This is a genomic window from Shinella sp. (genome assembly GCF_035998705.1).
GTDB lineage: Bacteria > Pseudomonadota > Alphaproteobacteria > Rhizobiales > Rhizobiaceae > Shinella.
On record NZ_DASYHH010000022.1, the window covers coordinates 245713 to 267034 of the forward strand.

The following is a 21322-nucleotide window of genomic DNA, read 5'->3' on the forward strand; positions in this document are numbered from 1 at the left end:
GTTAAAAAGGTCAGCGTTCGAGTTTCAGATGAAGTGAGGGCGCGCGGGACTGCTCGCGGCCCGTGTCGCGGCCTTGCGATGGCGGATCGACGCCGCGCGTGAATTTGAGGAAGCGGCCTATATCCTTGCGCAGGTCGAGAAGCTGTTCGGCCTGCTCCTTGCGCAGTTCCTTGAACCGCTCTTGAAGCACGGCGCGTTCTTCGCGCTGCCTGTCGGCAAGCTTTTGCCGTTCTTCGGCCTGCCGTATCGCCGAGCGCCGCGCTTCCTCTTCATTGAGGCGGCGCACATCCTGATAGTGTCCAGTGAGGCGGTGCCAGAGACCGCGCAGGCCCTTGGGTAGGCGGCCCGCGCGGGCGAGGGTTTCAAGATCCCATTCCCGTTTCTGGCGCTCTTCCTGTTCGACCCGCGCGGCGCGATGCGCCCGCGTCAGGTCTTCTTTCTTGCGGCCAAGCTGCGCCGAGCGCTGCACGAACCGATCACGGGATTCTTCGATATGGCGGCGGATGGCGGGCGTCATGCGCGCGCCGATCATCTTGCGCGTGTCGGTGACGGACGAGAGGTCTTCGCCATCACCGAGCCGTGAGCGAACGTCTTTCGTTTTCTCATCGAGCAGACGCGGCAGCGACCAGACTTCGCCGCCATGGTCGAGCACGACGAAGCCACGCTTGTCGCCCTTGGCGAGAAAGAATCCGCGATCCTGCAAGGCATGCTCGAATGCTTTGCAGTCGTCGGCCTGTTTCCAGCAATCCTGCACCGCTTGTTTCAGCCAGCGCGGATCGATGTTCTGGCGCTTGGCTTGCTGCCATTCCGCGAGCGAGAAATTCGTCGGGTTGCGTTCGGCTGAATTCTCAAGACCGCGAGGGAGAGACCATCCGTGTTCCAGATACAAGTCGCGGGAAATCGCCGTGAGTTTCGTCTTGAAGAAACTCATCTGCTTCGCGGTCAGCGTTTCGGCATCAATGCGTGACCACACGCAATGCGCGTGGGCTCGCCCTTCCTTGGTATGAAACACCGTCGCGCGGGGCTGGCCTTGCAGGCCGAGGCGGTCTTCAATCCGGTCGATGGTGAGTTCAAATGTTTCGATGGAGACACGCGCGTCGGCTGGGGGACTTAAACTCAAGGAAAAAAGGTATTGCGTGCATTTCGTGCCGCGACTGATCGCTTCGGTTTCCTTGAAGGCGTCCTTGAGATTGTCGGACGCGAAGCCGCGCAGCTCGTGCAGCCGCACATGCTCGTTTTCGTCGGCGCGCATGAGGTGGGCAGCTAAATCCTGTCCGCCCGCGCGTTGGGACGCTTTGAGGATCATGGCCTGCCCTCCGGCTTGAGGCCGAGGGCGGTCATGAACAGGCGGCGGATTTCCCGAATGTCGGCGAGAGCGCCGAACAGCTCCAGTTCCGTTTCCGGCGTAACAGGTAGGACGCCGATATTCACCGCATGGGCGATCTGGTTGAGGTTGCTGGCAAGGCGCGTCTGGCCGAGCAGGGCCAGCGCCCGCGCGTGGGCCTGTCTATCCTCGACGGATAAACCCGTCCGCCGCATAGGCAACGGCGCTTCGCCGAGCACCTTGGCCTTGATATAGGCGCCCAGCGGAGCGCCCGCGGCCTCAATAGCCAAGCGGGCGCGGTCGGCGTCCGACAGCCTTATGCTAAATGGCGCAGGACGTTTACGCCTTTGTTTCGGGGCGGCTTTGCCGTAGGCTGTTTCAGTGGTTGCTGAATTAAAAGTATCTATTAAGGGCATGGCGGCACCGGAGAATCTTTCGATTCCCGGCGCTCAAGAAACTCGCACCAGTCCGTCAAAACCTCGAACAATTCGTTCGACGTCTCTTCACTAAGGCGCGCCAAATTCCGCCGATTGCCCTCTATTGCCGCTGGTCAGCCCGCTGCTCAACGAGAATAGTCGGGTTGATGTCAATGCGAGCATCCAAAACATCACGCAAGTACGCCTAGGCTATCCACCCGCGTGGTCGTTGCCCCCGTGCGCGGCGATGAACATGGCGACGGCGGACCGGCAATAGGATTCGATTTCGGTGTCGTCCTCTGCTCTCGTCTCATCGAAGCGTGCGATCATCAGGAGATCGCATCCTTTGAAAAGCGCGGCAAACAAGCGGGCGGACCGGAGAGGATCGGGCACGTTCAGAACCGCTTTCGCGTGCAACTGACGCAGCAGGGCCTCGATTTGAGCGATGATGTGGGCCGGGCCGGCTTCGTAATGGAGCTTGCTCAACGCCTGTTGATTCGTGCTGTCGGTCATGACCATGGCTTCGACACTGCGGACGCCCGGGCGCAACAGCGTGCGAAGCAGGGATGATCCCACCGCCATGAGCTGATCTTCGGCCGAACCATCGACGTCTTCAAAAAGGGCCTGTGGTATTAACTGATGGCAGCGGGCCGCAAAGGCCGCGCTGAACAGGGCCTCCTTGTTCTCGAAGTGCCGGTAGATGCTGAGCTTGGATATCTTTGCCCGCTGGGCGACCATGTCCAATGTCGTCGCTTGAAAACCCAATTCCGCGAAGAGTTCGCCCGCGGCGTCGACTATGGTTTGGCCAAGCGCCTCGTTGGCGGGCCGGCCGCGCCGGCCCCGGCTATATTCAGTCACGATAGTTCCAGTCCTTGACAGTATCGTAATTCCTGCATTAGGATACCGCATAGTATCTAAAATGCAAGTCGTTGTGCCCCGGGCCCAGCGCTTCATCCACAACACGGAGCCCATTTCCATGGATGACGTCATCATCATCGGCGGCAGCTTTGCCGGTCTCGCCGCCGCGCTGCAGCTCGGGCGTGCCCGCCGCAAGGTCACCGTTCTCGATACCGGCCTGCCGCGTAATCGCTTCGCCGGCCATTCGCATGGACTGCTCGGCCACGATCACAAGCCGCCACTGGACATCCTGGCCGAGGCGCGGCAGCAGCTGGCCCGCTATCCCACGGTCAAGCTGGTCAATACCCGGGCCGACAGCGTCTCCGGCGCCATCGACGATTTCTCCGTCCTCACTTCCGATGGCGAAACCCTTAGGGCGCGCCGTCTGATCCTGAGCTATGGCATCGTCGACCAGATGCCTGATGTTCCTGGCTTTGCCGAAGCCTGGGGCACCTCCATCGTACCCTGCCCCTATTGCGACGGCTTTGAAGTCGCCGGCCAGCATTGGGGCCTCGTCTGGTCCGGCCGGCAGTCGCACAATCAGGTCAGGCTGTTCCACGATTGGACCGACAGGTTGACGGTCTTCGCCGATGGTCATGACATTCCGCCCGATATCCGGGCCGATCTGGCGCGCCGCAACACACCTGTCGTCGATGGCCGGATCATCGAGATCGCCCGTCACGGGGGCCATAACGCCACCGTCAAGCTCGATGCCGGTCACGATCTCGCGGTCGACATCCTGTTCGCGCATCCACGCAACAAGCCGTCCGCAAGCCTGCATCAATCATTGGGCCTCGCCACGGTCGATACGCCCCTCGGCATCATCCTCAAGGTCGACGAGCGCCGCGAGACCAGCACGCCCGGCATCTACGCCGCCGGCGACCTCGCCAACCCCGTTACGCCGCCATCGGTCACCCTGGCATCATCGCACGGCGCGATGGCAGGTATCTTCGCCCAGCAGTCGATGCTGGTTTGAGACTACAGATTGGCGGTGAGCATGCCCGTCGAACCGGACAGCGCGGGTGTGCGCTTCCCTCCGCCCTTCATCTATCTGGGAGCGCTGCTGCTGGGGCTGGCGGCGGAATGGTTCGTCGCCCTGCGCTCGTTCGGCATCGACTGGCGGTTGCCGGTCGCGACGGGCGCGCTGCTGTTCGTTGCCAGCGCGGCGGTGATGCTTGCGGCGGCGATCTTGCAGCACGCCTGAACTCGGTGGAAGCAAGCGGGCTCCATCGGGGGCCCGCATACTCCCGATCAATCAGGCTGCCGCAGGGCTATTGAGTTTCGGAATGACGGCGTCGATGAACGTGTCCATCGTTGCCTCACCCATATCCACGGCCTTGGCACCTTCGCCATGGATAATCCTCACGTCGGTGATGCCGAGCACGTGGAGAATGGCCTTGAGGTATCGCGGAGCAAAATTGAGGTGGTCGATGGGCGAGGTCTCGCCATAGATGCCGCCGGACGCCAGCACCACGGTGGCTTTCTTGCCGGTCAGCAGTCCCTTGCCGTCGAAGCCAAGCGTGACGCCCTTGCGCACGATGTGATCGATCCAGGCTTTGAGGCTGGCCGGGATATTATAGTTGTAGACCGGCGTGGCGATGACAAGCTCGTCGGCTGCCAGCAATTCGGCAACCAGCGCGTCCGAGAGACGCAGCTGCTCGGCCATGTCCGCGGTATGGGCATGCGGTGGCGTGAAATAGGCCGATAACCACGGCATGGTCACGTGCGGCAGCGCATCCACGGCCAGGTCGCGCCGCACGACCGCGCCATCCGGATGCACCTCGAGCCAATTGGCGACAAGGCGTTTGGTCAGCTGACGGGAAATCGAAGCTTCGCCGCGCGCGCTGGTTTCGACAACGAGAAGGTTGGGCATGGCGTCCTCAAGGTTTTGGGCTGAACAGCCGTGACAGATGCAGACGACATATATGGCTTTCCATCTAGCGGCAGAAGCGATAACAAAGCGATCATCTCTATCGTCTAATGTGATGGATCATGATCGGCAGTCTCAGCCTCGACCAGTTGCGCATTCTGGTGACCATTGCTGATACCGGCAGCTTTTCGGCGGCCGGGCGGCAATTGCGCCGTGCGCAATCGGCAATCAGCCAGTCGGTGGCGACATTGGAAGCCGCGCAGGGCGTCCAGATCTTTGACCGCAGCACCCATCGCCCCCGCCTGACGGAAACGGGCCGGGTTCTGGTCGATCAGGCCCGGCTGGTGCTGTCGAGCGCGGCCCGCTTCGAAGCCGTCGCGACTGGCGCGCGAGGCGGGGTCGAGCCCGAGCTCGCCCTGGCCATAGATCCGCTGGTGCCCACCGCCCCGCTCATCGAAAGCCTGCGCGCGTTGCACCACGCCTATCCGCATCTTCCCGTCAGCTTCTCGACCGAGGGCCTGGGCGGGGCGCTGCGCCGTTTGCGCAGCGGCGACGTCGCGCTGGCCATCTGCCTGTTGCTGCCGGTGGTGCCCGGGGACGTCGTGGCTTCGCCGCTGCTGCGCGTGGCGCTGACGCCCGTGGTCAGCGCCCGACACCCATTGGCAACGCTTGGCCGTCCGGCAACCCGCGACGACCTGGAGCGCCATATCCAGCTCGTCCTGTCCGATCCGGTCGATCGGGAGGCGAACAATTACGGCCTGGCCAGCGCCACGCGGTGGCGCTTTGTCGACCTCGGCCGCAGACTGGATTTCCTGCTGGCCGGCTTCGGCTGGTGCCGGATGCCGGAGCATCTGATTGCCGATCATCTCGCAGCCGGCGATCTGGTTCGGCTCGAGCTGGCCGAAGATGCCCGTGACCCGGCAGACGCCCTGACCATCTACGCCGCCCGCATGGCGGACCATGAACCTGGCCCGGCCGGCCGGTGGCTCCTTGACGACCTGCAGGTCCGGCTGTCGCTCTGATCCGGTTAAACACTTGTCGTCAGTATCGCTCAATCCCTGAGAGATACCGGAAGAAAAGCCGTCGAAGCCGAGAACTGCGTCTATGCTATAGCCCTCCAATCTGAGGCACGATCATGTGGCAACAATGCGTGGAAACCGGCCAGGCGGCTTTCGGGCAGAGGATGACGAAAAGCTGCCCTTCTCCAAGGTTCAAAAACTCCGCTACGAGGATCGTCGGCCTTCGAGACCAGTCCTGGGCGTCTGACGACGGCTCGAAAGGACGTTGTTAATTACCGGAGCGCGGGGTCCGACCGACGGTGCGCTTGAAGGCGTGAGCGAATGCACTTTGGGAATTGTAGCCGACTGTGCTGGCAACGGTGGCCACAGCTTGGCCTGCGTCGAGCTTTCGCTCGGCCAATACCATCCGCCAACGGATAAGGTAATCCATCGGGGGGCAGCCGACGCGCGCCGAGAAGCGGTGTGTGAACGCCGAACGCGACATACCAACCTCCGCCGCAAGCATCGGCACGGTCCAGCGGCGTGCGGCGTCACTGTGCATCAGTCGGAGGGCCCTACCGATCCGGGGGTCTGCCAAGGCGGTGATCCAGCCGATGCTGTCTGACGAACTGGTTGCGACATAGGCTCGAACCGCCTCGACGACAAGAATTTCCGCAAGCCGTTCCGCAACCAGCGATCCGCCCAACGCTCCATGATCGACTTCCGCCTGCAAGGACTTGAGCGTCCGGGCGACGGCTTCGGCACTCGGAGACGTCCTATCGACGCGCAGGAAGGCGGGCAAGGCATTCAGAACGAATGAGGCGCTGCCATTCGCAAAGCCGCTGCCGCCACCCATCATGACAGTTTCACGCCCATCGCCGAGACGCACAATGTCCTGTCCTGGCGAGGCGTAGAGCGACATGCCGTCGATTGGTTCGAGCGCTGGATCACTCGCCACTGTGTACCGCGTATTGCTGAGCAAAAAGACGTCGCCTTGCATCAACGCTTCCGGGGGATGATCGGGAAGAACGAGCCAGCACTGACCGTGCGTGATCGCGACGAACTTCAGCCGCGCGCGCCCATCGAAAGCGATCGCCCAATCGCCTGCCGCTTCGAGGCCGGTTCCGCGAACGCTCCGCGCACCGAGCGCTGCAAGGACCTCGGAGAATGGATCGCGCGGAATTATGGCGGATTGCGATATAAACATGGCTCTTTGAGCATAGATCATCCAAAGGTCTATGCATAGCTAAGGCTTCGGACTGCAAAGAAGGAGCCTTCCATGACCATTCAGAACAAGACTGTTGTCATTACCGGGGCCGGGCGCGGGATCGGTCGGGCGACTGCCATTCACTTGGCAACGCGCGGGGCAAAACTCGTCCTCGGAGCCCGAAGCGCGGCGGAGATTGTCGCCGTCGTGAGCGAAATCGAAGCGGCGGGCGGCGAGGCCGTCTGCAGAGTGACGGACGTGACGAAACGGGAGGATTTCGAGGCATTGGTTGGCCTTGCCTGTGAGCGGTTTGGGCGGCTCGACGTCATCGTCAACAATGCCGGCATCGGGCCGCTCTCCCGTTTCGACGAGCTGCGCGTCGACGACTGGGACGCCATGATCGACGTGAACCTGAAGGGCACGCTTTATGGCATCGCCGCAGCGCTGCCCGTGTTCGCCCGTCAGGAAAGAGGCCATATCGTCAATGTCCTGTCGACGGCCGGCATCAAGATCGTGCCAACGATGGGTGTCTATGCTGCCACCAAGAATGCCCTGCGCACCGCCACCGAAGCGTTGCGGCAGGAATCAGGCCGGCATCTGCGCGTTACCGAAGTGTCGCCGGGCCTTATCGACACCGGTTTTGCGGATAGCTCCATCAGCAATCCGGACGTGAAGGCCGCACTCCTGAAGCGCAAGGAAGAACTCGCCATCTCGCCGGGCGCAATCGCACGAGCAGTGGCCTTCGCGATTGAACAGCCCGACGACGTCGAAATTGGCAGTATCGTGGTACGACCGACCGCGCAGGACTGACGTTGGCGGGGTGCATCGGCTCGGCCTTGGCTGCCAGGCTTGATCGCTGCTGTTTGCCCGGCGCCTGCACGCTTGCAGTTCAAGTCACCACAACTGGACTTCCTATCGACAGCATTGGGTGATCTGGTGCCAAGTTGAGCCTGCCGCATTCAAGATGATGGGACCCTGATGAATCACTTGCTCGCTAAATTCGATGTCGGGTTATTGCTGACATTCGATGCCTTGCTCAAGGACAAGAACGTCACCCATGCTGCGGCGCGATTGAACATCACGCAGTCGGCGCTGTCGGCGCGGTTGATGCGGCTGCGGCAGTTGCTGGGCGATCCACTGTTTATTCCGTCCAACTCGGGGCGAGGCATGGTCGCCTCGCCGCATGCCTTAGCCCTTCAGCCCGAACTGGTCCGCCTGCTCGAGCAGTTGAGCGACTTCGTCGGCACGGCCAGAATATTTGACCCGGCAACGAGCAAGCGCGTCTTTCGCATCGCCGCAACCGACAATCCCGTGTCGATCCTGGCGCCCGATCTGATCCCGCGGCTCAAATCGACGGCGCCCCATGTCAAGGTGGCCTTTACCATGCCCGACAAGGCGCGCATCGCCGAGGCGCTCGAACAGGGCGAAATCGACGTCTTCATCGGCGTGGCCGAGGATGGCGCACCCGGCTTGATGGTGCGCAAGCTGTTCGAGGAAGAGTTCGTCACCGCACAGCGGCGCGGACATCCAAGGGGCAATGGTCCGCTGTCGCTGGACGAGTTCTGCGCACTCGATCATCTGCTGATCTCCACCAGCGGCGGCCATTTTGCCGGGATGATCGACACCGCTCTGGCGGAGCTTGGCCGGGAACGCCGCGTCAGCGTGTCGGCGCAGAGCTATGCGCTGGCACCGCTGATCCTGGGCAGCACCGATCTGATCTGCACGCTGCCGCGCCGGTTCCTGCAACGGTTCGAGCAGGTGCTCGATCTCATCGAATCCCCGCTCGAGCTGGCGCCATTCGAGATGAGCCTGTTCTGGCATTCGCGCATGAGCGCGGATGCGGCACATGCCTGGTTGCGCAAGCAGGTGCTCCAGAGCGCCCGATAGGGACGGCACGCAGGCTAGAGTATGTCAGGTTCAGACTGAACCAGACATACTCTAGTTTCTTTGTTTTCGTTTGTCTTTTCGGGAAAACCGGTTCCCACTTTCCCTGACAAACTCTAGAATTGCTGCAGCAGATAGTCACCCACCTTGGCAGCTTTGGGGTCGAACAGCGTGTCGAGACGGGAGTTCAGGACATAGATATCATCGCCCACGGTCACCGCGGCAGTCGGCATCGAACGCTCGCTGGCCACTTCACGGGTGATCGTGGCAGACTGCCAGCCATCGGCGGATGTCAGCTCGACGGTCCGGTTGGCCTTCAGGTTCTGCGCCACCAGCAGGTGTTCGCCATCGATCAGGCGGATGCCGTCTGCGCCGACAAGTGCCGCGGGCAGCTTGACCTGTTCGATATCGCCGGGGTCGGTGGTGCTGACCCGGAACAGCTCGCCGCTGTTGTACTTGCCGACCAGGAGGTAGCCATCCTGGTGCCACGCGATGCCGTTGAGGTTGAAGCCCTCGCCCGCCAGGAAAAGCGGGCTTTGGGCGAAGATGGATGCCTTGCCGCTGGTGTCGATCTTGTAGATCACAGGTGCGAAACTGTCGGTGACATAGGCATTGCCGGCTGCATCGAGCGCGATGTCATTGGCAAAGTGTGCGCCCTGGCTGAGGCCGCCCAGATCGTAATAGGCCTTGGGCGTGCCGGTCGTGGCGTCATAGGTGGCGATGCCTGCCAGCGTCCCCTGCGTCACCGCCGTGGTGCGCGCGCCGACGCCCGGGTCGGAATTGGTTATCCAGAGCGTGTTGCTGGCATCGTCGACCAGCAGGCCAACAGTGGAAACGAGCCGGTCATCGGAGATGAACGGAGCATACTTGCCTGCCTTGTCGAGCTTGGCGACAAGGCCCTGTGTCACCGACCCCAGCATGAAGATGCCCTGCTTGGCCGAGTAAGTAACGCTTTCGGGATAGGACTGGTCTGAGCTGAAAGCGATATCCTGTGCGATGGCGGGTGTGGCAAGAGCGAGGATGGCCAGTGCCACACTGGCCAGAAGATTACGACGGATCATTTTGCGTTCCTTTCGATCATCGGTGGCGGTGATCTAGGGGCTGCCCAAACAAGGCTGAAACGCCGATCCCCGATATGTCCGATCGATCGGCTCAATGGGTTCGTCTCTTGCGGATACACCCGCCGTCAACCATGGCGACCAGCCATCAAGACTGTCGATCACACCCACGCGCGGTATCGATTTGTGCCGTCTTCGTGCCGCGAGCATGGTCCTGCCAGACCGCGATCGCCCACCGGATGGGTGATGCGAAGCGCAGAACAAGGATTAACCCGATGCTCGATTTCTACTTCCACGCCACACCCAATTCGATGAAGGTGGCCGTGCTCCTCCAGGAGCTTGAGCTACAGTTCGCCGTCAAACCGATCGACATTTTCAAGGGCGAGCAGCACACATCGGCCTTCGGGGCGATCAACCCCAACGCCAAGGTGCCGGCGATCGTCGATGGCGGCGCGGTGGTGTTCGATTCGCATGCCATCCTGCTCTACCTCGCCGACAAGCATGGTACCTTCGTGCCGGAGGACCGGCGCGAATACGCCACCATGCTGTCCTGGCTCATGCTGGTGGCGACGGGCCTGTCGCCGTTCTCGGGCCAAGCCATCCACTTCATGCACTATGCGCCCGAACAGATCCCCTATGCGATCAATCGCTACCGCAAGGAGGTCGCGCGTCACTACGGGGTGCTGGATGAACGCCTGGGGCGGGTCCGCTATCTCGCGGGCGACCGCTACACGATTGCCGACATGGCGCTCTGGGGCTGGGCTGCTTCGGCCGGGTATGTCTTTGGCGTCGATGGATTGACTGCCTACCCCAATGTCGAGCGGTTCATGGAGGAGATGGCGGCCCGTCCAGCCGTCCAGCACGCGCTGGAGATGAAATCGGCTCATGTATTCAAGGGTGAACTGGACGACCAGGCGCGCAAGGCAATGTTCCCGCAGAACGAGAAGCAGGTGGCTTGACCTCGCGGCGCATCATCTGGCGTAGTCCGTCAGACCCTTGAGCGCGGACCAGCTCGACCTGATGAAACAGCTCGGCTTGATGGGCTGACCGGTTCCCACGGCAGAACTGCCATAGCGCGCGACGCCTGGACTTCATCTTTCGGGAGGTAAGAATCGGCGGCTCACCATGCCGCTTGGTGGCGATGCGGGAACCGGCGGCGATATCGCGCCATAGAGGGCAATCGGCGGTGTTTGGCGGGCCGAAGCCGACGAAGCCGAGAACTACGTCTACGCTTATCCCTCCACAGCCCTCATAAATAGAACTGCAACCGAATGGCTCGAACGGGGTGGTTTCCTGCCAGTCCGCTATGGAAACGCTATTACTCTGAAGAGGACGAAGGCGGGTCAGCAGGATGATCCTCGCAAGGCTTCATCAAGCGACTTGCGCCCATTGCCCGCAAGCCAGGACCTGAAAGTGAGAAGATCGGGGTTGATCTCACGCATGACTTCCAAATCGACGCGCTCAGCAAGCGGCCCATCTTCCAGGCTCTTTGCCATATGCGCGAGATCAGCGTTTGCAGCGAGAACGTCTTCGGGAAACCGTTCATAGGTTATCGGCCAGCCGGCTGCATCGCTGAAGGCTGCCTCAAGCTCGCGCCCGGTCAGGCGGTCGCTCGCGATCTTAAGCGTCCTGCCGCCGAAACGGGGCGTGTCGGCAAACACTGCAGCGACAAACCTGCCGATGTCTTCCACGGCGGTAAGCTGAATGGAATGCTCCGGTCGGATCAGGGACACCAGCCGGCCCTCAGCCAGACCGAAGCCGGGTCGCACCAACATTTCCATGAAAATCATCGGCCGGATTATGGTCGTGGTCATGGCCAGTTCCCGAACATGTGCTTCGATACGAGGCTTAGCGTCGAAACGCGGAACACCTGTCAGTTCATTCCCCACGCTGGCGCCCGACGAGTAGACAAAATGGCTGATGCCGGTTTCAGCAGCGATATCCGCAATCGAAATGCCATGACGGACTTCGTCCTCGGCGGCAAGGTTGGCTGGCAGCACGCTAAAGACACCGTAAGCGTCTTTCATCGCTGAGCGGATAACATCGATCTCTTCAAATGAACCCTGCACAAGCTCGACGCCTGCATTTTGCAATTGCAGCGATGCAGCTTTGGTGGGATCCAGAACGAGTGCGCGAACAGGCCATCCCGCCTTCAACAAGGCTTTGGCGACTGATCCTCCCTGCCTTCCGGTAGCGCCGAAAACCAGAATGGGGTGCTTGCTATTGGTCACTTGAAACCCTCGCGTTAAACAAGGGCCATCCATATATACGAATAATGTTTCGTCGGAAGACGGCACATTTTTCAGCATCAGGCACAAGGATGATACTCTTGGCTAAAGAGATCGATGCCGGCACATTGCGCGGATCAGAAAACGACAGACACTTCAGACCCATCCCGTCAAACGGGGTCTGCAGCCTGCTGAGTGACAAATGGACTCTGCCGGTTCTTTGGCGTCTTTCGCTCGCGAAGGATCATCGGCTCCGATTTTCAGCTTTGAGAAAAGAGGTCGGCGAAATCACCCAGCGGATGCTGACGCTCACGCTGCGCAATCTCGAGCGCGACGGATTTATCATACGCCACTATTTCCCTGAAGTGCCGCCGCGTGTCGAGTATGAGCTGACGGAGATCGGCCACGGAGCTTTGCGCGCCCTTGAGGGATTCAACTTCTGGGTCCACGACAAGCTGGACTCCATCAAGGCGCGCCGGCGCGCTTACGACCAGGCGGAGTTGTAAATCCAAATCCCCGAAATTGGCTGAGAAGCTCAGATGTCGGTCCAGGTCAGCAATGCTCGGCTACGCCCGCTTTCAGCATCGTCGATCGTTGCCCTGGACGGCCGACTTGGGGTCGACAGTTGCCGTTGTCGCCTCAAGATATATCGGACTGTAGCGAAGAATCGACGGTTCACCATGCCGCTTGGTGGCGATGGGGAACCGGCGGCGATATCGCGCGATAGAGGGCAATCGGCGGGGCTGGCGGAGGGAGTGGGATTCGAACTATGTCTACTCTATAGTTCTCTGGAACCCGACTTTTAAAGATCACGGCTCAAGGTTGATTGCTCGACTCCGCCGCTGCAACCATGCGACTGATCGCTCCAGAAGCGCCTAGGCGCCCCGATGGGTAAGGGCGCCTGGACACCTTTTAACGCGACTGGCTGCTAACCGAGAGAGCGGGCCGCCTCGACAATAAGCGCGGTAACTTCCTTGGGGCGCGATGCGAGCGATGCGTGACTTGCGTCGAGAGTAATGACTTTCCGCGCCTTCATGCGCGCCGACATCATTTTCTGGTTCTCGGGATTGATCATACGATCCGCACTCGAAATCTGGTACCAGACCGGCTTATTCTTCCATGCAGGCAGGCTGATCTCATTTCCGAAAGTCGCGCCGATGGGCGCCTTTTGCGTGACCGCCATGACAAACGCTTCCTCCGCGCTCAAATCCTGGCAGAAGCTCTCGTGATATAGGTCCGGTTTGATCCAGAGGTAGCCGTCGCTATCGGGCGCGATATTGGCGAAGGCGGCGGGGGGATTGGCCTGCGAAATTCCGCCGGGACTCTCGCCCGCATCGGGCGCGAAGGCGGCAATGTAAACCAGCCCCGCCACATTGGGCTCGTTGCCCGCCTCGGTGATCACCGCGCCGCCGTAAGAGTGTCCGACGAGCAGGACCTGGCTGTTCTGCTGCGCGATCATTTGCGCAGTCGCTCTGCGTCATCGGCGAGGGAAGTAAGCGGCATTTCGACGGCGTGCAGATCCGAATAACCCTGGTCGGCAAGTTGCGGGATCACCTTTGCCCAATGCGCGGCTCCTCCCCAAAAGCCGTGAACGAGAATGATTGCGGGCTTCGTCATGGAACGTCTCCTCTTGGCATCGTGCCTGAACTATAGCGCAACCTCGCATTGACCGCAGTGGCCTGATGGGCAAAGAATGGAACGATCGGGCCAATTTGCAAATCGTGCCTGACAGGCAATGGATGATAGGATGGGCACAATCGCGGCGGCAGATTACAAACGCACGACGATGGCGGTCCTCGCATATGAGGGTGTCCGCCCGTTTCAGTTGTCGGTGCCATGCGAGATTTTCGGCGAGGTCCATTGCGAGGGCGTGGATCCGGAACTCTGGGTATGCGCCCTCAAACCGGGGCTGCTTCGAACGAGTTCCGGCTTTTCCGTTGGTACGACGCATAGCCTCGCCGATGTGCCAAGGGCGGACGTGGTCTTTATTCCGAGCTGGCGGCTTCCCTATCAACCTCCGCCGCCAGAGCTCATCGACGCCCTCATAGAAGCGCACACCAACGGCGCGACCATCGTCGGTCTATGCCTTGGCGCCTTCATCCTCGCCGAGACGGGGTTGCTCGATGGAAAACGCGCGACCACCCATTGGGCGTTTTCGCAGGAATTTCGGCAACGCTTCCCTGCAGTCGAACTGGATGAAATGCTCCTTTATGTCGATGAAGGCGAACTCCTGACGTCAGCGGGCGTGGCGGCTGGGATCGATTGCTGCCTACATATCGCAAGGCGCCTCTACGGCGCCCACCAGGCCAATCGGATCGCACGCAACGTTCTGGCCCCGCCTTATCGTGCCGGTGGTCAGGCTCAATTCATCGAGCGTCCGCTGGGAAAGAACCTGCGTGACGCACGGTTTCGCAGCGCGCTTGACGAAATCGTCAGGAATCTTGGCCGGAAGCACTCGATCGATACGCTCGCCTCAAGCCTCGCGATGAGCCGTCGCAGTTTCACGAGGCATTTTCATCAGATCATGGGGGTCAGCTTTGGCGAATGGCTGATCAACGAACGCTTGCTCAAGGCTCGGCGCGATCTGGAAGCAACCAACGAGTCGGTTGACCAGATCGCGCTCGATGCCGGCTTCGGCAATACCAAGACCTTCCGCGAACAATTCCTCGTCAGACTTGGTGTCAGTCCTGCTCAGTGGCGGCGATCTTTTCGGGGAGCTTGACCCGCTTGTCTCACATCGATCCGTCGCAAATCCGTGACTATCGGCCGGAGCATTTGGGTGCGCTTGCGCAGCGCGTGGAGGTTGCGGACTCAGGACTGCTGCGACCGCTCCTGGCCACTTTATGCGGGAAATCGGCGGCGTTCGGCGTTCGCAACTAAAGAAAATCTAGGGGTAGTTGGCGCGCCAAAACCCTCTGTTTCTACTTCGATTGCAAACGTCGGGCCGCCGATTTCCGCCTTATGCGGATGTCGCATATCTCGCCGCCATCGTCGGCACGTACGCAGACTTGTCAAAATCAGCACGGGTGATTGGGCAGGATCGATTGGCGTTCGATGGGTCGTCACGACAGATGTGATCCCTGTTTCGCCACATCGCAGATCGCTTCGATCACCGTCTGGTCGAACTCGGGTGGCAGATCGTGTCCCATGCCCTCGATCGGCAGAGGGATCGCACGCGGGATGGAAAGCGCCGTATCGCCCATGGACCGTCCGACCACGTGAACCCTCGCAATGCCGAGCGCATCGAGAAGCCGCGCTGTCCGCTCATTATCGTGCCCGGCAGCGAAAGCTGACGGGCTGAGGGGCAGCCGCACTTCGGAGCGGGAGAGCGTCGCGGGCTAGGCACGACGGGAGGCATCCAGGTTTGCGTGGATCCACGCATCGATGTCCGTGACGGGGATGGAGTATCGCTCGTTGAACGTCCCGGCCTTGTCCCACGCGACGCCCCGACCCATGGCGAAGGCCGCGCGGTATTTGCGCATCATGTTCTGCGGATCTTTCGCCAGTTCCTCCATCAGGAAGGGCACGCTCCACTCGGAGCGCCGGAAGGGACGTCCGAGACCCGCCTCCAGTTTGTCTGCGACCTCGCCGTAGGTCACCGTGTCGCCCGCCAGGAACACGATCTCGTTGCGGATGCGCGGTTCGGTGAAGACGATTTCCGCGGTCAGCTTGCCGATGTCCTCAGGCGTGGTCAGCGTCACGGCCGTATCAAGGCTTCCCAGCGCATGAACCGCTGAGTTTTTCAGGTCGACGACGCCGAACTCCGGCTCGAACAGGTAGCTCATGAACATCCCGGTCGAGATGATGACCCATTCGGTCCGGGTCTGGGCCCGCAACAGCTCGCGGACGTCCAGCTGCGCATCGAAGATGTCCTGCGGACTGCCGCGTCCGATCACGTCGAAATCGACGCCGAACTGCCAGGGGAAATAGCGCGGGCTGCGGGCCTGCAACGCCGCTTTCGCCAGCTTCATGGGGGTGTCGATCCCGGCGGCGTAGCCGGCACAACCGATCACCGTGTGGTATCGTGCAAACAGCGAGGCGAGTTCGTCGACGGAACTCTTGACCAGATCGCCGATGACGATCTCGATGCCGAGCTCCCGGATCTCCGCAACGGCGCGCTGCTTGTCCGGGTCATCGGACGAGACCGTGCCGGCGCGCAGGAGGACGCTGACCGTCGTCCCCTGTGCCTTGCCTGCACGGCGTGCCAGATTGCGAAGGACGGGTTGGCCCAGTTCCCCGGCGCCGAGCACGAGAATGGACCGCGGCATTGTGTTGTATACTGTATCGCTCATCGTTTTGCCTCATCGAGAATGCGTTGCGGCCCCGATCTAGCGATGCGCTTAAGCACATGAAAGAAGGTACATGCGTGATACTGTGAACCGGACTTTGAGCAGGGAAGAGGTTCTTAGATATTCCCAGACCGTCTGCGACGGGTTGAGGGACGACGACGACGGCGTGCGCCGCGAAGTGCTGGCGCATGCCGGTAACCGCTGGTCGCTCGGCATCATCCACACGCTCGGCGTCTACGGGAGGCTGCGCCATGCGGAGATCGGGAGACGCATGCACGGCGTCACGCAGCGCATGCTGACACGGACGCTGCGTCAGCTGGAGCGTGACGGTCTGGTCGTCCGAACAGACTTCAATGAAAACCCGCCGAGGGTCGAATACGCGCTGTCCGAAACGGGCATGGATCTGCTCCTGCGCATGATCCCGTTGTGGACGTGGATCGTCGAGAACGCGGATGGCTTCCGGAAGTCCAGGGAAGCCTTCGACGCCTGGAGCGATGGCCACTGACTGCCTGCCAATCGCAGGCCGGACCTCCGTTCGACGTCGGACGGAGGTCCGTTCCCGCCCGACGCTCCCGACGAACCGGTCTCTCGGCAAGCGCCCCAGACAAGAACGAGCCTCATGGTCCAGCAAGGCCGCCTGGCTCGTTTTTGGCGCCCATCCCCTTGAAGATGAGCGCTATTATCCTCGCTGCCTGAGCATCCCTACCGGCATGGGATGGGATCTGCCAGAGCACGCCGAGAAGCATCAAAACATCCTCGGCATTGGCACCGCGATCAATCGCGTCCGCGGCCTCGCATGCAGTTATGAGTGAACGCACCGCCGACACCATCTGCTGATAGGCCTCGCGTTGATCATCCTCGGACGTGGCCCCTTGCAAAAGTTTTGCCACGCCGCGCTTCATCGCACTGGAATCGGCCAGCTGGGCACACCACAGACGGAACGCCTCAAGCGGAGGATGCTCCTGCAAAAGCGTGGATTCGAGAGCCGCAACGGCGCTGATCTCCTTGCGATACATGGCCAGGGCCAGAGCTTCCCGTGTCGGGAAGTGGCGATAGAGCGTGCCTTGCCCAACCCCGGCTGCCTTGCCAATGGCGCTGAGCGGCGTTTCGGGATCAGCGATCAGCATCTTTCGTGCCACCTCAAGGATGCGATCGCGGTTTGCGCGGGCGTCTGCCCGCAATCCATCCTCTTGTGCAGCCATATTGCCTCTTGACTAAACGGACAATTGTCCGTTACGTAGCGACAAGCGGACAGTTGTCCGAATATAGCCCATGTGGAGACGGACATGCAATATGCCAAGCTCGGCCGCACGGGCCTCGATATTTCGCCTGTCTGTATCGGCTGCATGGGGTTCGGGGAGCCGTCGCGCGCTTATCCTTCCTGGTCGCTGGACGAGGAAGCAAGCCGCCGTCTCATTCGCCGCGCGCTCGAGGCGGGCATCAATTTCTTCGACACCGCCAATTTGTATTCGAACGGTTCCAGCGAGGAGATCCTCGGGCGGGCACTGGCGGATTTTGCGCACCGCGAAAACGTCGTGATCGCCACCAAGATCAGCGCACCGATGCGCGACGGACCGAATAGTATAGGGCTATCGCGCAAGGCGATCATGACCGAGATCGATAGGAGCCTCAGGCGCCTGGGCACGGACTATATCGACCTCTACCAGATCCATCGTCGTGATCGCACTACCCCCTGGGAAGAAACGCTCGAGGCCCTGAATGATGTCGTCAAGGCCGGCAAGGTCCGCTATCTCGGCGCATCGTCCATGAGGGCCTGGGAATTCGGCAAGGCGCTGCACCTGCAGAAATCCGAGGGCTGGGCCCGCTTCGTGTCGATGCAGGATACCTACAATCTTCTCGACCGCGAGGAAGAACGCGAGATGCATCCGCTGTGCATCGACGAAGGGGTGCAGACCATTCTCTATAGCCCTCTCAACCGTGGCCGGCTGGCCCGGCCGTGGGGAGCGGTCACGGCAAGGGCGGAAACCGAAGCGGTCTACAAGCTGGGTGCAGCCACGGCCGACAGCGACAAGCGGATTGTCGACGCGGTGGGGGCCATCGCGGAGGAACGGGGCGTCGGTCGGTCGATGATCGCGCTTGCCTGGCTGCGTCGCAATCCTGTGGTGGCAGCGCCGATCGTGGGTGCGCTGAAGGCAGAGCATATCGACGACGCCGTGGCTTCCCTGTCGATCAGCCTCACCGACGACGAGGCAGCAAGGCTGGAGGCGCCCTATACGCCGCGGCTCGACCATCAAGGCATGTCGGACCCGGCCATGCTGCGTCGCGCCGCCGAAACAGCCACAGGACACAGCATCAGCCGTCTCCCGGTCCGTGAACCGGGCAAGGCGTCATGAACCTTGCCGGTTCGGTTCCCTACAGGTCCATCTTCGAATCGATCGTCACAACGATCTTGGCGGCAGACACTCCGGCCTTCTGGATCTCCAACGCTTTCTGGATAGCCCCGAGCCCATGCCCGACGATCTTTGCGGGAGGGGCCGGGACAAAGGAACCCTCCGCCAGTGCGCGCGGCATGAAATCACGATATATGAGCGGGCCGACTTCATCATCCTTGAGGCTTGGACCGATGATGTGGGTCGCCTCGACGGTGCCCGGCCGCCTTTCCGGCGGCATCAACGTCGCAGCCACTGTCTTTGCACCCTCACATGCGGTGACCGCAGCAAAACAGTCGTCCATGTTGCCGGTGGCATGCAGCGTACCGGCGAGACGCCGGCCGCGCGTCGCCTCGATCACGTCTTCGACGATGTTGGGGCTGCCGCGGTCAAGCACTTCCTCCGCGCCAAGGCCCTTCAACATCCCGCTATTGGAAAGCGACGCAACCGTGATGCACCGGTAGCCCGACGCTGCTGCGAGCTGGATCGCATTACAGCCCACGCTTGACGATCCGCCCCAGACGAGGACGACCTCCTCGCGGGATTGCGGTGCGTGGGACGGGGGCTTGAGCGCGAGGTGGGTCTTCCCGTAGAGCCCGACCGCGGCGGTTCCCAGCCCAAGGGGGAGCACGGCCGCCGCCGTGAACGGCATCCAGTCTGGAATGGGCGCCGCCATATGCTCGAGCACAACCGTATAGTTCTGAAAGGCGCCCTGGGCAGCCTCGTTGACGGTGGTGCTGACAGCCTGGCCGATCACGCGGTCGCCGACTTTAAAACGCTTCACACTATCGCCGACCGCAGCCACCTCCCCGGCAACATCGCTGCCCAGAATCATGGGGTAATCAAGCCAGGGCAGCAACGCATCGTCTTGCAAAAGCCAGTCGATCGGATTGATCGCAACTGCCGCATTGCGGATCAGAATTTCGTTGGATTCCAGCTTTCGCACGTCGGCAGGGCCGATCTGCAGCGACAGTCCTGCGGTGCGCTGCCAGGCGACCTGATTGGCGATCTTTTTCGTCATGGTTTTTCTCCGGGTGGATATACCCGAAAGCTAGGCGTTCGTTTATGCTCGAAAAAGTCGATAGAATGGCATGGTCTGTTGACTTTGGAGAAACAATCTTGGACGGAGCCCATTACGCCGAGCTTACGGCTTTCACGGAAATCTATGACGCCAGAAGCTTCAGAGATGCCGCACTTCGGCTGGGCGTGACGCCGTCAGCGCTTAGTCGAACCCTGCGTCGGTTGGAAACGCGACTTGGCGTGCGTCTGCTCAACCGGACAACGCGCAGCGTCAGCCCGACCGAGGCGGGGGCGCTGCTTTACGCCAAACTCGTGCCTGCCGTTGCCCGCCTTGAGGAGGCCGTCAGCGATGCGGTCGCACATCACGGCGCTCCGGTCGGGACCGTTCGGCTCAATGTGCCGCGCCTTGCCGCCGAGCTGATCCTGATGCCAAACCTTTTGCGATTCAACGCGATGTATCCGGCCCTGCGGCTGGAGATCGTGATCGACGATGCATTGACCGATGTCGTGGCCAAAGGCTTCGACGCAGGGATCAGAATTGGCGAGAGGCTGGCCCAGGATATGATCGCCGTGCGTCTCACGCCGCCAATCCGGATCGCAGTGGTCGGGTCGCCTGGCTATTTTGACGTCCATGAGCGGCCGGAGACGCCACATGATCTCTCGGCGCATCGATGTGTCAACTATCGATGGGCGAATACGGGCCAACTGTTCAAATGGTCCTTCAGGGGCCCTGATGGTCAGATTGAGGTCGATGTCGAAGCGCCAATAGTCGTCAACGATACGGGGCTCATCCGGGATGCGGCGCTCGCCGGTCTGGGATTGGCGTATCTTCCGGAAGCGGCTGTGTTACCGCATATTTCAAGCGGCCGGCTCGTCCGGGTGCTTGAAAATTGGTGCCCGCCCATCCCGGGCTTTTACCTCTATCACCCCAGCCGTCATCAGACGCCGCCCGGCCTGCGCGCGCTGATCTCGTTTTTGCAGGCATCAAACGAGCGATCGGGGAGTGCTATAGCGTAGACATAGTTCTCATCATCGCCCGGCGCGGCGCGCCAATCTTTTTTTCAGGTTTCGCCGCAAGGCCGGGAGCTGCCGTGATTACACGTCGTGCAGCACAAACCCGCGAAGCCCTTGCCGGCTAGCTTGCCGCACCGTCCGCCTGCTCAAGATCCTCCCAGCTTTCATCCATCGCGTAGGTCGGGGACAGGAAGGGGATGCCGATGTGGCCGTAGCGGAGGGAGAGTTGGCGCTCGGCGGTTTCCTCGTCGATGTTTGCGATGCGGGCGAGGTAGATGACGGCGGCGAGGCCCGTGCGGTCGGCGCCGGAGCGGCAGTGGATCAGGATCGGGCGGGGGGCGTCGCGCAGGATCGCCACGAGTTTTGCAGCAGTTGCAGCGTCGAGGCGGCGGTCGGCTTGCAGGGGGAAATCGATGAGGTTCAGGCCGAGGGTTTTGGTTGCCGCGGCCTCGTCCTTGTACCAGCTGGCCGTGTCGTGCCGGCCGCGCAGGTTGATGACGGTGCGGATGTTGTAGCGGGCGGCGTAGGTCGTGATGTCGGCACCGGTGGGCTGGCTCGAGCGGTAGACTTCGCCGGGCACGACCGCGGCGAAATTGCCGGTCATCTGGATGGCGGTGAGGTAGAGGCCGAGCGCGGCGGCGACGGCGACGAGAAAAAGGCCCGCTGTCTTCAAATGTCGGTTCATGAGGTCCTGTCCTGCCAATGGTGGCGGCAGGATCAGGCAGGT

The 21322-nt window shown here is 61.4% G+C and carries 22 protein-coding genes and 2 pseudogenes; 11 read left to right on the forward strand and 13 right to left on the reverse strand.

Going from position 1 to position 21322, the window contains the following annotated elements; genetic code table 11:
• Nucleotides 1-10: 10 nt before the first annotated feature.
• The 3 genes from VGN93_RS17845 to VGN93_RS17855 all read right to left on the reverse strand — a co-directional run bounded on the left by VGN93_RS17845 (nt 11) and on the right by VGN93_RS17855 (nt 2598).
• Nucleotides 11-1306, reverse strand: a complete 1296-nt coding sequence (locus VGN93_RS17845) for a relaxase/mobilization nuclease domain-containing protein (RefSeq protein ID WP_327508503.1) — start codon at nt 1304-1306, stop codon at nt 11-13.
• Entirely contained in the window at nt 1303-1614 is a 312-nt protein-coding gene (locus tag VGN93_RS17850; RefSeq protein WP_327508504.1) for a hypothetical protein, read from the reverse strand. Before VGN93_RS17850 ends, VGN93_RS17845 begins: the two co-directional genes overlap by 4 nt.
• Before the next feature lie 336 nt (nt 1615-1950).
• On the reverse strand, nt 1951-2598 hold the full coding sequence (locus tag VGN93_RS17855; protein WP_327508505.1) for a TetR/AcrR family transcriptional regulator: 648 nt from the start codon (nt 2596-2598) through the stop codon (nt 1951-1953).
• 118 nt (nt 2599-2716) lie between these two features.
• Between VGN93_RS17855 and VGN93_RS17860 the strand changes: the two genes are divergently transcribed.
• Together VGN93_RS17860 and VGN93_RS17865 are read left to right on the forward strand one after the other, a co-directional pair.
• Complete coding sequence (locus VGN93_RS17860; protein WP_327508506.1) at nt 2717-3613, forward strand: NAD(P)/FAD-dependent oxidoreductase; 897 nt, start codon at nt 2717-2719, stop codon at nt 3611-3613.
• A gap of 21 nt (nt 3614-3634) precedes the next feature.
• Nucleotides 3635-3823 (forward strand): annotated as a pseudogene (locus tag VGN93_RS17865) (isoprenylcysteine carboxylmethyltransferase family protein); the annotation flags it as partial.
• A 69-nt stretch (nt 3824-3892) separates the two neighbouring features.
• Here VGN93_RS17865 and VGN93_RS17870 read toward each other — a convergent pair.
• Complete coding sequence (locus tag VGN93_RS17870; protein ID WP_327508507.1) at nt 3893-4510, reverse strand: FMN-dependent NADH-azoreductase; 618 nt, start codon at nt 4508-4510, stop codon at nt 3893-3895.
• Nucleotides 4511-4629: 119 nt separating this feature from the next.
• On the opposite strand from VGN93_RS17870, the gene VGN93_RS17875 reads away from it, so the two are divergent.
• Nucleotides 4630-5529: a LysR family transcriptional regulator gene (locus VGN93_RS17875; RefSeq protein ID WP_327508508.1), complete on the forward strand. Its 900-nt coding sequence runs from the start codon at nt 4630-4632 to the stop codon at nt 5527-5529.
• A 265-nt stretch (nt 5530-5794) separates the two neighbouring features.
• Here VGN93_RS17875 and VGN93_RS17880 read toward each other — a convergent pair whose 3' ends face one another.
• A complete protein-coding gene (locus VGN93_RS17880; protein WP_327508509.1) occupies nt 5795-6733 on the reverse strand; it encodes an AraC family transcriptional regulator in 939 nt (312 codons plus the stop codon).
• A 51-nt stretch (nt 6734-6784) separates the two neighbouring features.
• On the opposite strand from VGN93_RS17880, the gene VGN93_RS17885 reads away from it, so the two are divergent.
• A complete protein-coding gene (locus tag VGN93_RS17885; RefSeq protein ID WP_327508510.1) occupies nt 6785-7522 on the forward strand; it encodes an SDR family oxidoreductase in 738 nt (245 codons plus the stop codon).
• Between the two features lie 168 nt (nt 7523-7690).
• The gene (locus VGN93_RS17890) at nt 7691-8599 is read left to right on the forward strand and encodes a LysR family transcriptional regulator (protein ID WP_327508511.1); all 909 of its coding nucleotides are present in this window, start codon (nt 7691-7693) and stop codon (nt 8597-8599) included.
• Between the two features lie 113 nt (nt 8600-8712).
• Here VGN93_RS17890 and VGN93_RS17895 read toward each other — a convergent pair whose 3' ends face one another.
• The gene (locus tag VGN93_RS17895) at nt 8713-9657 is read right to left on the reverse strand and encodes a hypothetical protein (protein ID WP_327508513.1); all 945 of its coding nucleotides are present in this window, start codon (nt 9655-9657) and stop codon (nt 8713-8715) included.
• A 272-nt stretch (nt 9658-9929) separates the two neighbouring features.
• On the opposite strand from VGN93_RS17895, the gene VGN93_RS17900 reads away from it, so the two are divergent.
• The gene (locus VGN93_RS17900) at nt 9930-10613 is read left to right on the forward strand and encodes a glutathione S-transferase family protein (RefSeq protein ID WP_327508514.1); all 684 of its coding nucleotides are present in this window, start codon (nt 9930-9932) and stop codon (nt 10611-10613) included.
• Nucleotides 10614-10997: 384 nt separating this feature from the next.
• Here the strand turns inward: VGN93_RS17900 and VGN93_RS17905 are convergent, their stop codons facing one another.
• Nucleotides 10998-11963 carry an NmrA/HSCARG family protein gene (locus VGN93_RS17905; RefSeq protein ID WP_327508905.1) on the reverse strand — a complete coding sequence of 322 codons (966 nt, stop codon included), beginning with the start codon at nt 11961-11963 and terminating at the stop codon, nt 10998-11000.
• Nucleotides 11964-11974: 11 nt separating this feature from the next.
• On the opposite strand from VGN93_RS17905, the gene VGN93_RS17910 reads away from it, so the two are divergent.
• Nucleotides 11975-12388, forward strand: a complete 414-nt coding sequence (locus VGN93_RS17910; protein ID WP_327508515.1) for a helix-turn-helix domain-containing protein — start codon at nt 11975-11977, stop codon at nt 12386-12388.
• 422 nt (nt 12389-12810) lie between these two features.
• Here the strand turns inward: VGN93_RS17910 and VGN93_RS17915 are convergent.
• A pseudogene (locus VGN93_RS17915) lies at nt 12811-13499 on the reverse strand (alpha/beta hydrolase).
• Nucleotides 13500-13629: 130 nt separating this feature from the next.
• On the opposite strand from VGN93_RS17915, the gene VGN93_RS17920 reads away from it, so the two are divergent.
• On the forward strand, nt 13630-14604 hold the full coding sequence (locus VGN93_RS17920; RefSeq protein WP_327508516.1) for a GlxA family transcriptional regulator: 975 nt from the start codon (nt 13630-13632) through the stop codon (nt 14602-14604).
• Nucleotides 14605-14944: 340 nt separating this feature from the next.
• On the opposite strand, the gene VGN93_RS17925 is transcribed toward VGN93_RS17920, so the two are convergent.
• Nucleotides 14945-15085, reverse strand: a complete 141-nt coding sequence (locus VGN93_RS17925; RefSeq protein WP_327508517.1) for a hypothetical protein — start codon at nt 15083-15085, stop codon at nt 14945-14947.
• A 135-nt stretch (nt 15086-15220) separates the two neighbouring features.
• Complete coding sequence (locus VGN93_RS17930; protein WP_327508518.1) at nt 15221-16174, reverse strand: aromatic alcohol reductase; 954 nt, start codon at nt 16172-16174, stop codon at nt 15221-15223.
• Between the two features lie 70 nt (nt 16175-16244).
• On the opposite strand from VGN93_RS17930, the gene VGN93_RS17935 reads away from it, so the two are divergent.
• The gene (locus VGN93_RS17935; protein WP_327508519.1) at nt 16245-16676 is read left to right on the forward strand and encodes a helix-turn-helix domain-containing protein; all 432 of its coding nucleotides are present in this window, start codon (nt 16245-16247) and stop codon (nt 16674-16676) included.
• 112 nt (nt 16677-16788) lie between these two features.
• Here VGN93_RS17935 and VGN93_RS17940 read toward each other — a convergent pair whose 3' ends face one another.
• Nucleotides 16789-17373 (reverse strand): helix-turn-helix domain-containing protein, encoded by a 585-nt coding sequence (locus VGN93_RS17940; protein WP_327508520.1) that lies wholly within the window; start codon nt 17371-17373, stop codon nt 16789-16791.
• 84 nt (nt 17374-17457) lie between these two features.
• Here VGN93_RS17940 and VGN93_RS17945 point away from each other — a divergent pair, with 84 nt between their 5' ends.
• On the forward strand, nt 17458-18525 hold the full coding sequence (locus VGN93_RS17945) for an aldo/keto reductase (RefSeq protein WP_327508521.1): 1068 nt from the start codon (nt 17458-17460) through the stop codon (nt 18523-18525).
• Between the two features lie 19 nt (nt 18526-18544).
• Here VGN93_RS17945 and VGN93_RS17950 read toward each other — a convergent pair whose 3' ends face one another.
• The gene (locus tag VGN93_RS17950; protein ID WP_327508522.1) at nt 18545-19582 is read right to left on the reverse strand and encodes a zinc-binding alcohol dehydrogenase family protein; all 1038 of its coding nucleotides are present in this window, start codon (nt 19580-19582) and stop codon (nt 18545-18547) included.
• A 44-nt stretch (nt 19583-19626) separates the two neighbouring features.
• Here VGN93_RS17950 and VGN93_RS17955 point away from each other — a divergent pair, with 44 nt between their 5' ends.
• The gene (locus VGN93_RS17955; protein ID WP_327508524.1) at nt 19627-20598 is read left to right on the forward strand and encodes a LysR family transcriptional regulator; all 972 of its coding nucleotides are present in this window, start codon (nt 19627-19629) and stop codon (nt 20596-20598) included.
• A gap of 118 nt (nt 20599-20716) precedes the next feature.
• Here VGN93_RS17955 and VGN93_RS17960 read toward each other — a convergent pair whose 3' ends face one another.
• Nucleotides 20717-21280, reverse strand: coding sequence for a dual specificity protein phosphatase family protein (locus VGN93_RS17960; RefSeq protein ID WP_327508525.1), 564 nt, complete (start codon nt 21278-21280; stop codon nt 20717-20719).
• Nucleotides 21281-21322: the final 42 nt, after the last annotated feature.

What these genes read in the sequence shown, in the direction of transcription:
- VGN93_RS17845 (WP_327508503.1), bottom strand. Translation starts at nt 1,306, where the DNA reads ATGATCCTCAAAGCGTCCCAACGCGCGGGCGGACAGGATTTAGCTGCC.
- VGN93_RS17860 (WP_327508506.1), top strand. Translation starts at nt 2,717, where the DNA reads ATGGATGACGTCATCATCATCGGCGGCAGCTTTGCCGGTCTCGCCGCC.
- VGN93_RS17870 (WP_327508507.1), bottom strand. Translation starts at nt 4,510, where the DNA reads ATGCCCAACCTTCTCGTTGTCGAAACCAGCGCGCGCGGCGAAGCTTCG.
- VGN93_RS17875 (WP_327508508.1), top strand. Translation starts at nt 4,630, where the DNA reads ATGATCGGCAGTCTCAGCCTCGACCAGTTGCGCATTCTGGTGACCATT.
- VGN93_RS17880 (WP_327508509.1), bottom strand. Translation starts at nt 6,733, where the DNA reads ATGATCTATGCTCAAAGAGCCATGTTTATATCGCAATCCGCCATAATT.
- VGN93_RS17885 (WP_327508510.1), top strand. Translation starts at nt 6,785, where the DNA reads ATGACCATTCAGAACAAGACTGTTGTCATTACCGGGGCCGGGCGCGGG.
- VGN93_RS17890 (WP_327508511.1), top strand. Translation starts at nt 7,691, where the DNA reads ATGAATCACTTGCTCGCTAAATTCGATGTCGGGTTATTGCTGACATTC.
- VGN93_RS17895 (WP_327508513.1), bottom strand. Translation starts at nt 9,657, where the DNA reads ATGATCCGTCGTAATCTTCTGGCCAGTGTGGCACTGGCCATCCTCGCT.
- VGN93_RS17900 (WP_327508514.1), top strand. Translation starts at nt 9,930, where the DNA reads ATGCTCGATTTCTACTTCCACGCCACACCCAATTCGATGAAGGTGGCC.
- VGN93_RS17905 (WP_327508905.1), bottom strand. Translation starts at nt 11,963, where the DNA reads ATGCTGAAAAATGTGCCGTCTTCCGACGAAACATTATTCGTATATATG.
- VGN93_RS17910 (WP_327508515.1), top strand. Translation starts at nt 11,975, where the DNA reads ATGATACTCTTGGCTAAAGAGATCGATGCCGGCACATTGCGCGGATCA.
- VGN93_RS17920 (WP_327508516.1), top strand. Translation starts at nt 13,630, where the DNA reads ATGGGCACAATCGCGGCGGCAGATTACAAACGCACGACGATGGCGGTC.
- VGN93_RS17925 (WP_327508517.1), bottom strand. Translation starts at nt 15,085, where the DNA reads ATGGGCGATACGGCGCTTTCCATCCCGCGTGCGATCCCTCTGCCGATC.
- VGN93_RS17930 (WP_327508518.1), bottom strand. Translation starts at nt 16,174, where the DNA reads ATGAGCGATACAGTATACAACACAATGCCGCGGTCCATTCTCGTGCTC.
- VGN93_RS17935 (WP_327508519.1), top strand. Translation starts at nt 16,245, where the DNA reads ATGCGTGATACTGTGAACCGGACTTTGAGCAGGGAAGAGGTTCTTAGA.
- VGN93_RS17940 (WP_327508520.1), bottom strand. Translation starts at nt 17,373, where the DNA reads ATGGCTGCACAAGAGGATGGATTGCGGGCAGACGCCCGCGCAAACCGC.
- VGN93_RS17945 (WP_327508521.1), top strand. Translation starts at nt 17,458, where the DNA reads ATGCAATATGCCAAGCTCGGCCGCACGGGCCTCGATATTTCGCCTGTC.
- VGN93_RS17950 (WP_327508522.1), bottom strand. Translation starts at nt 19,582, where the DNA reads ATGACGAAAAAGATCGCCAATCAGGTCGCCTGGCAGCGCACCGCAGGA.
- VGN93_RS17955 (WP_327508524.1), top strand. Translation starts at nt 19,627, where the DNA reads ATGCTCGAAAAAGTCGATAGAATGGCATGGTCTGTTGACTTTGGAGAA.
- VGN93_RS17960 (WP_327508525.1), bottom strand. Translation starts at nt 21,280, where the DNA reads ATGAACCGACATTTGAAGACAGCGGGCCTTTTTCTCGTCGCCGTCGCC.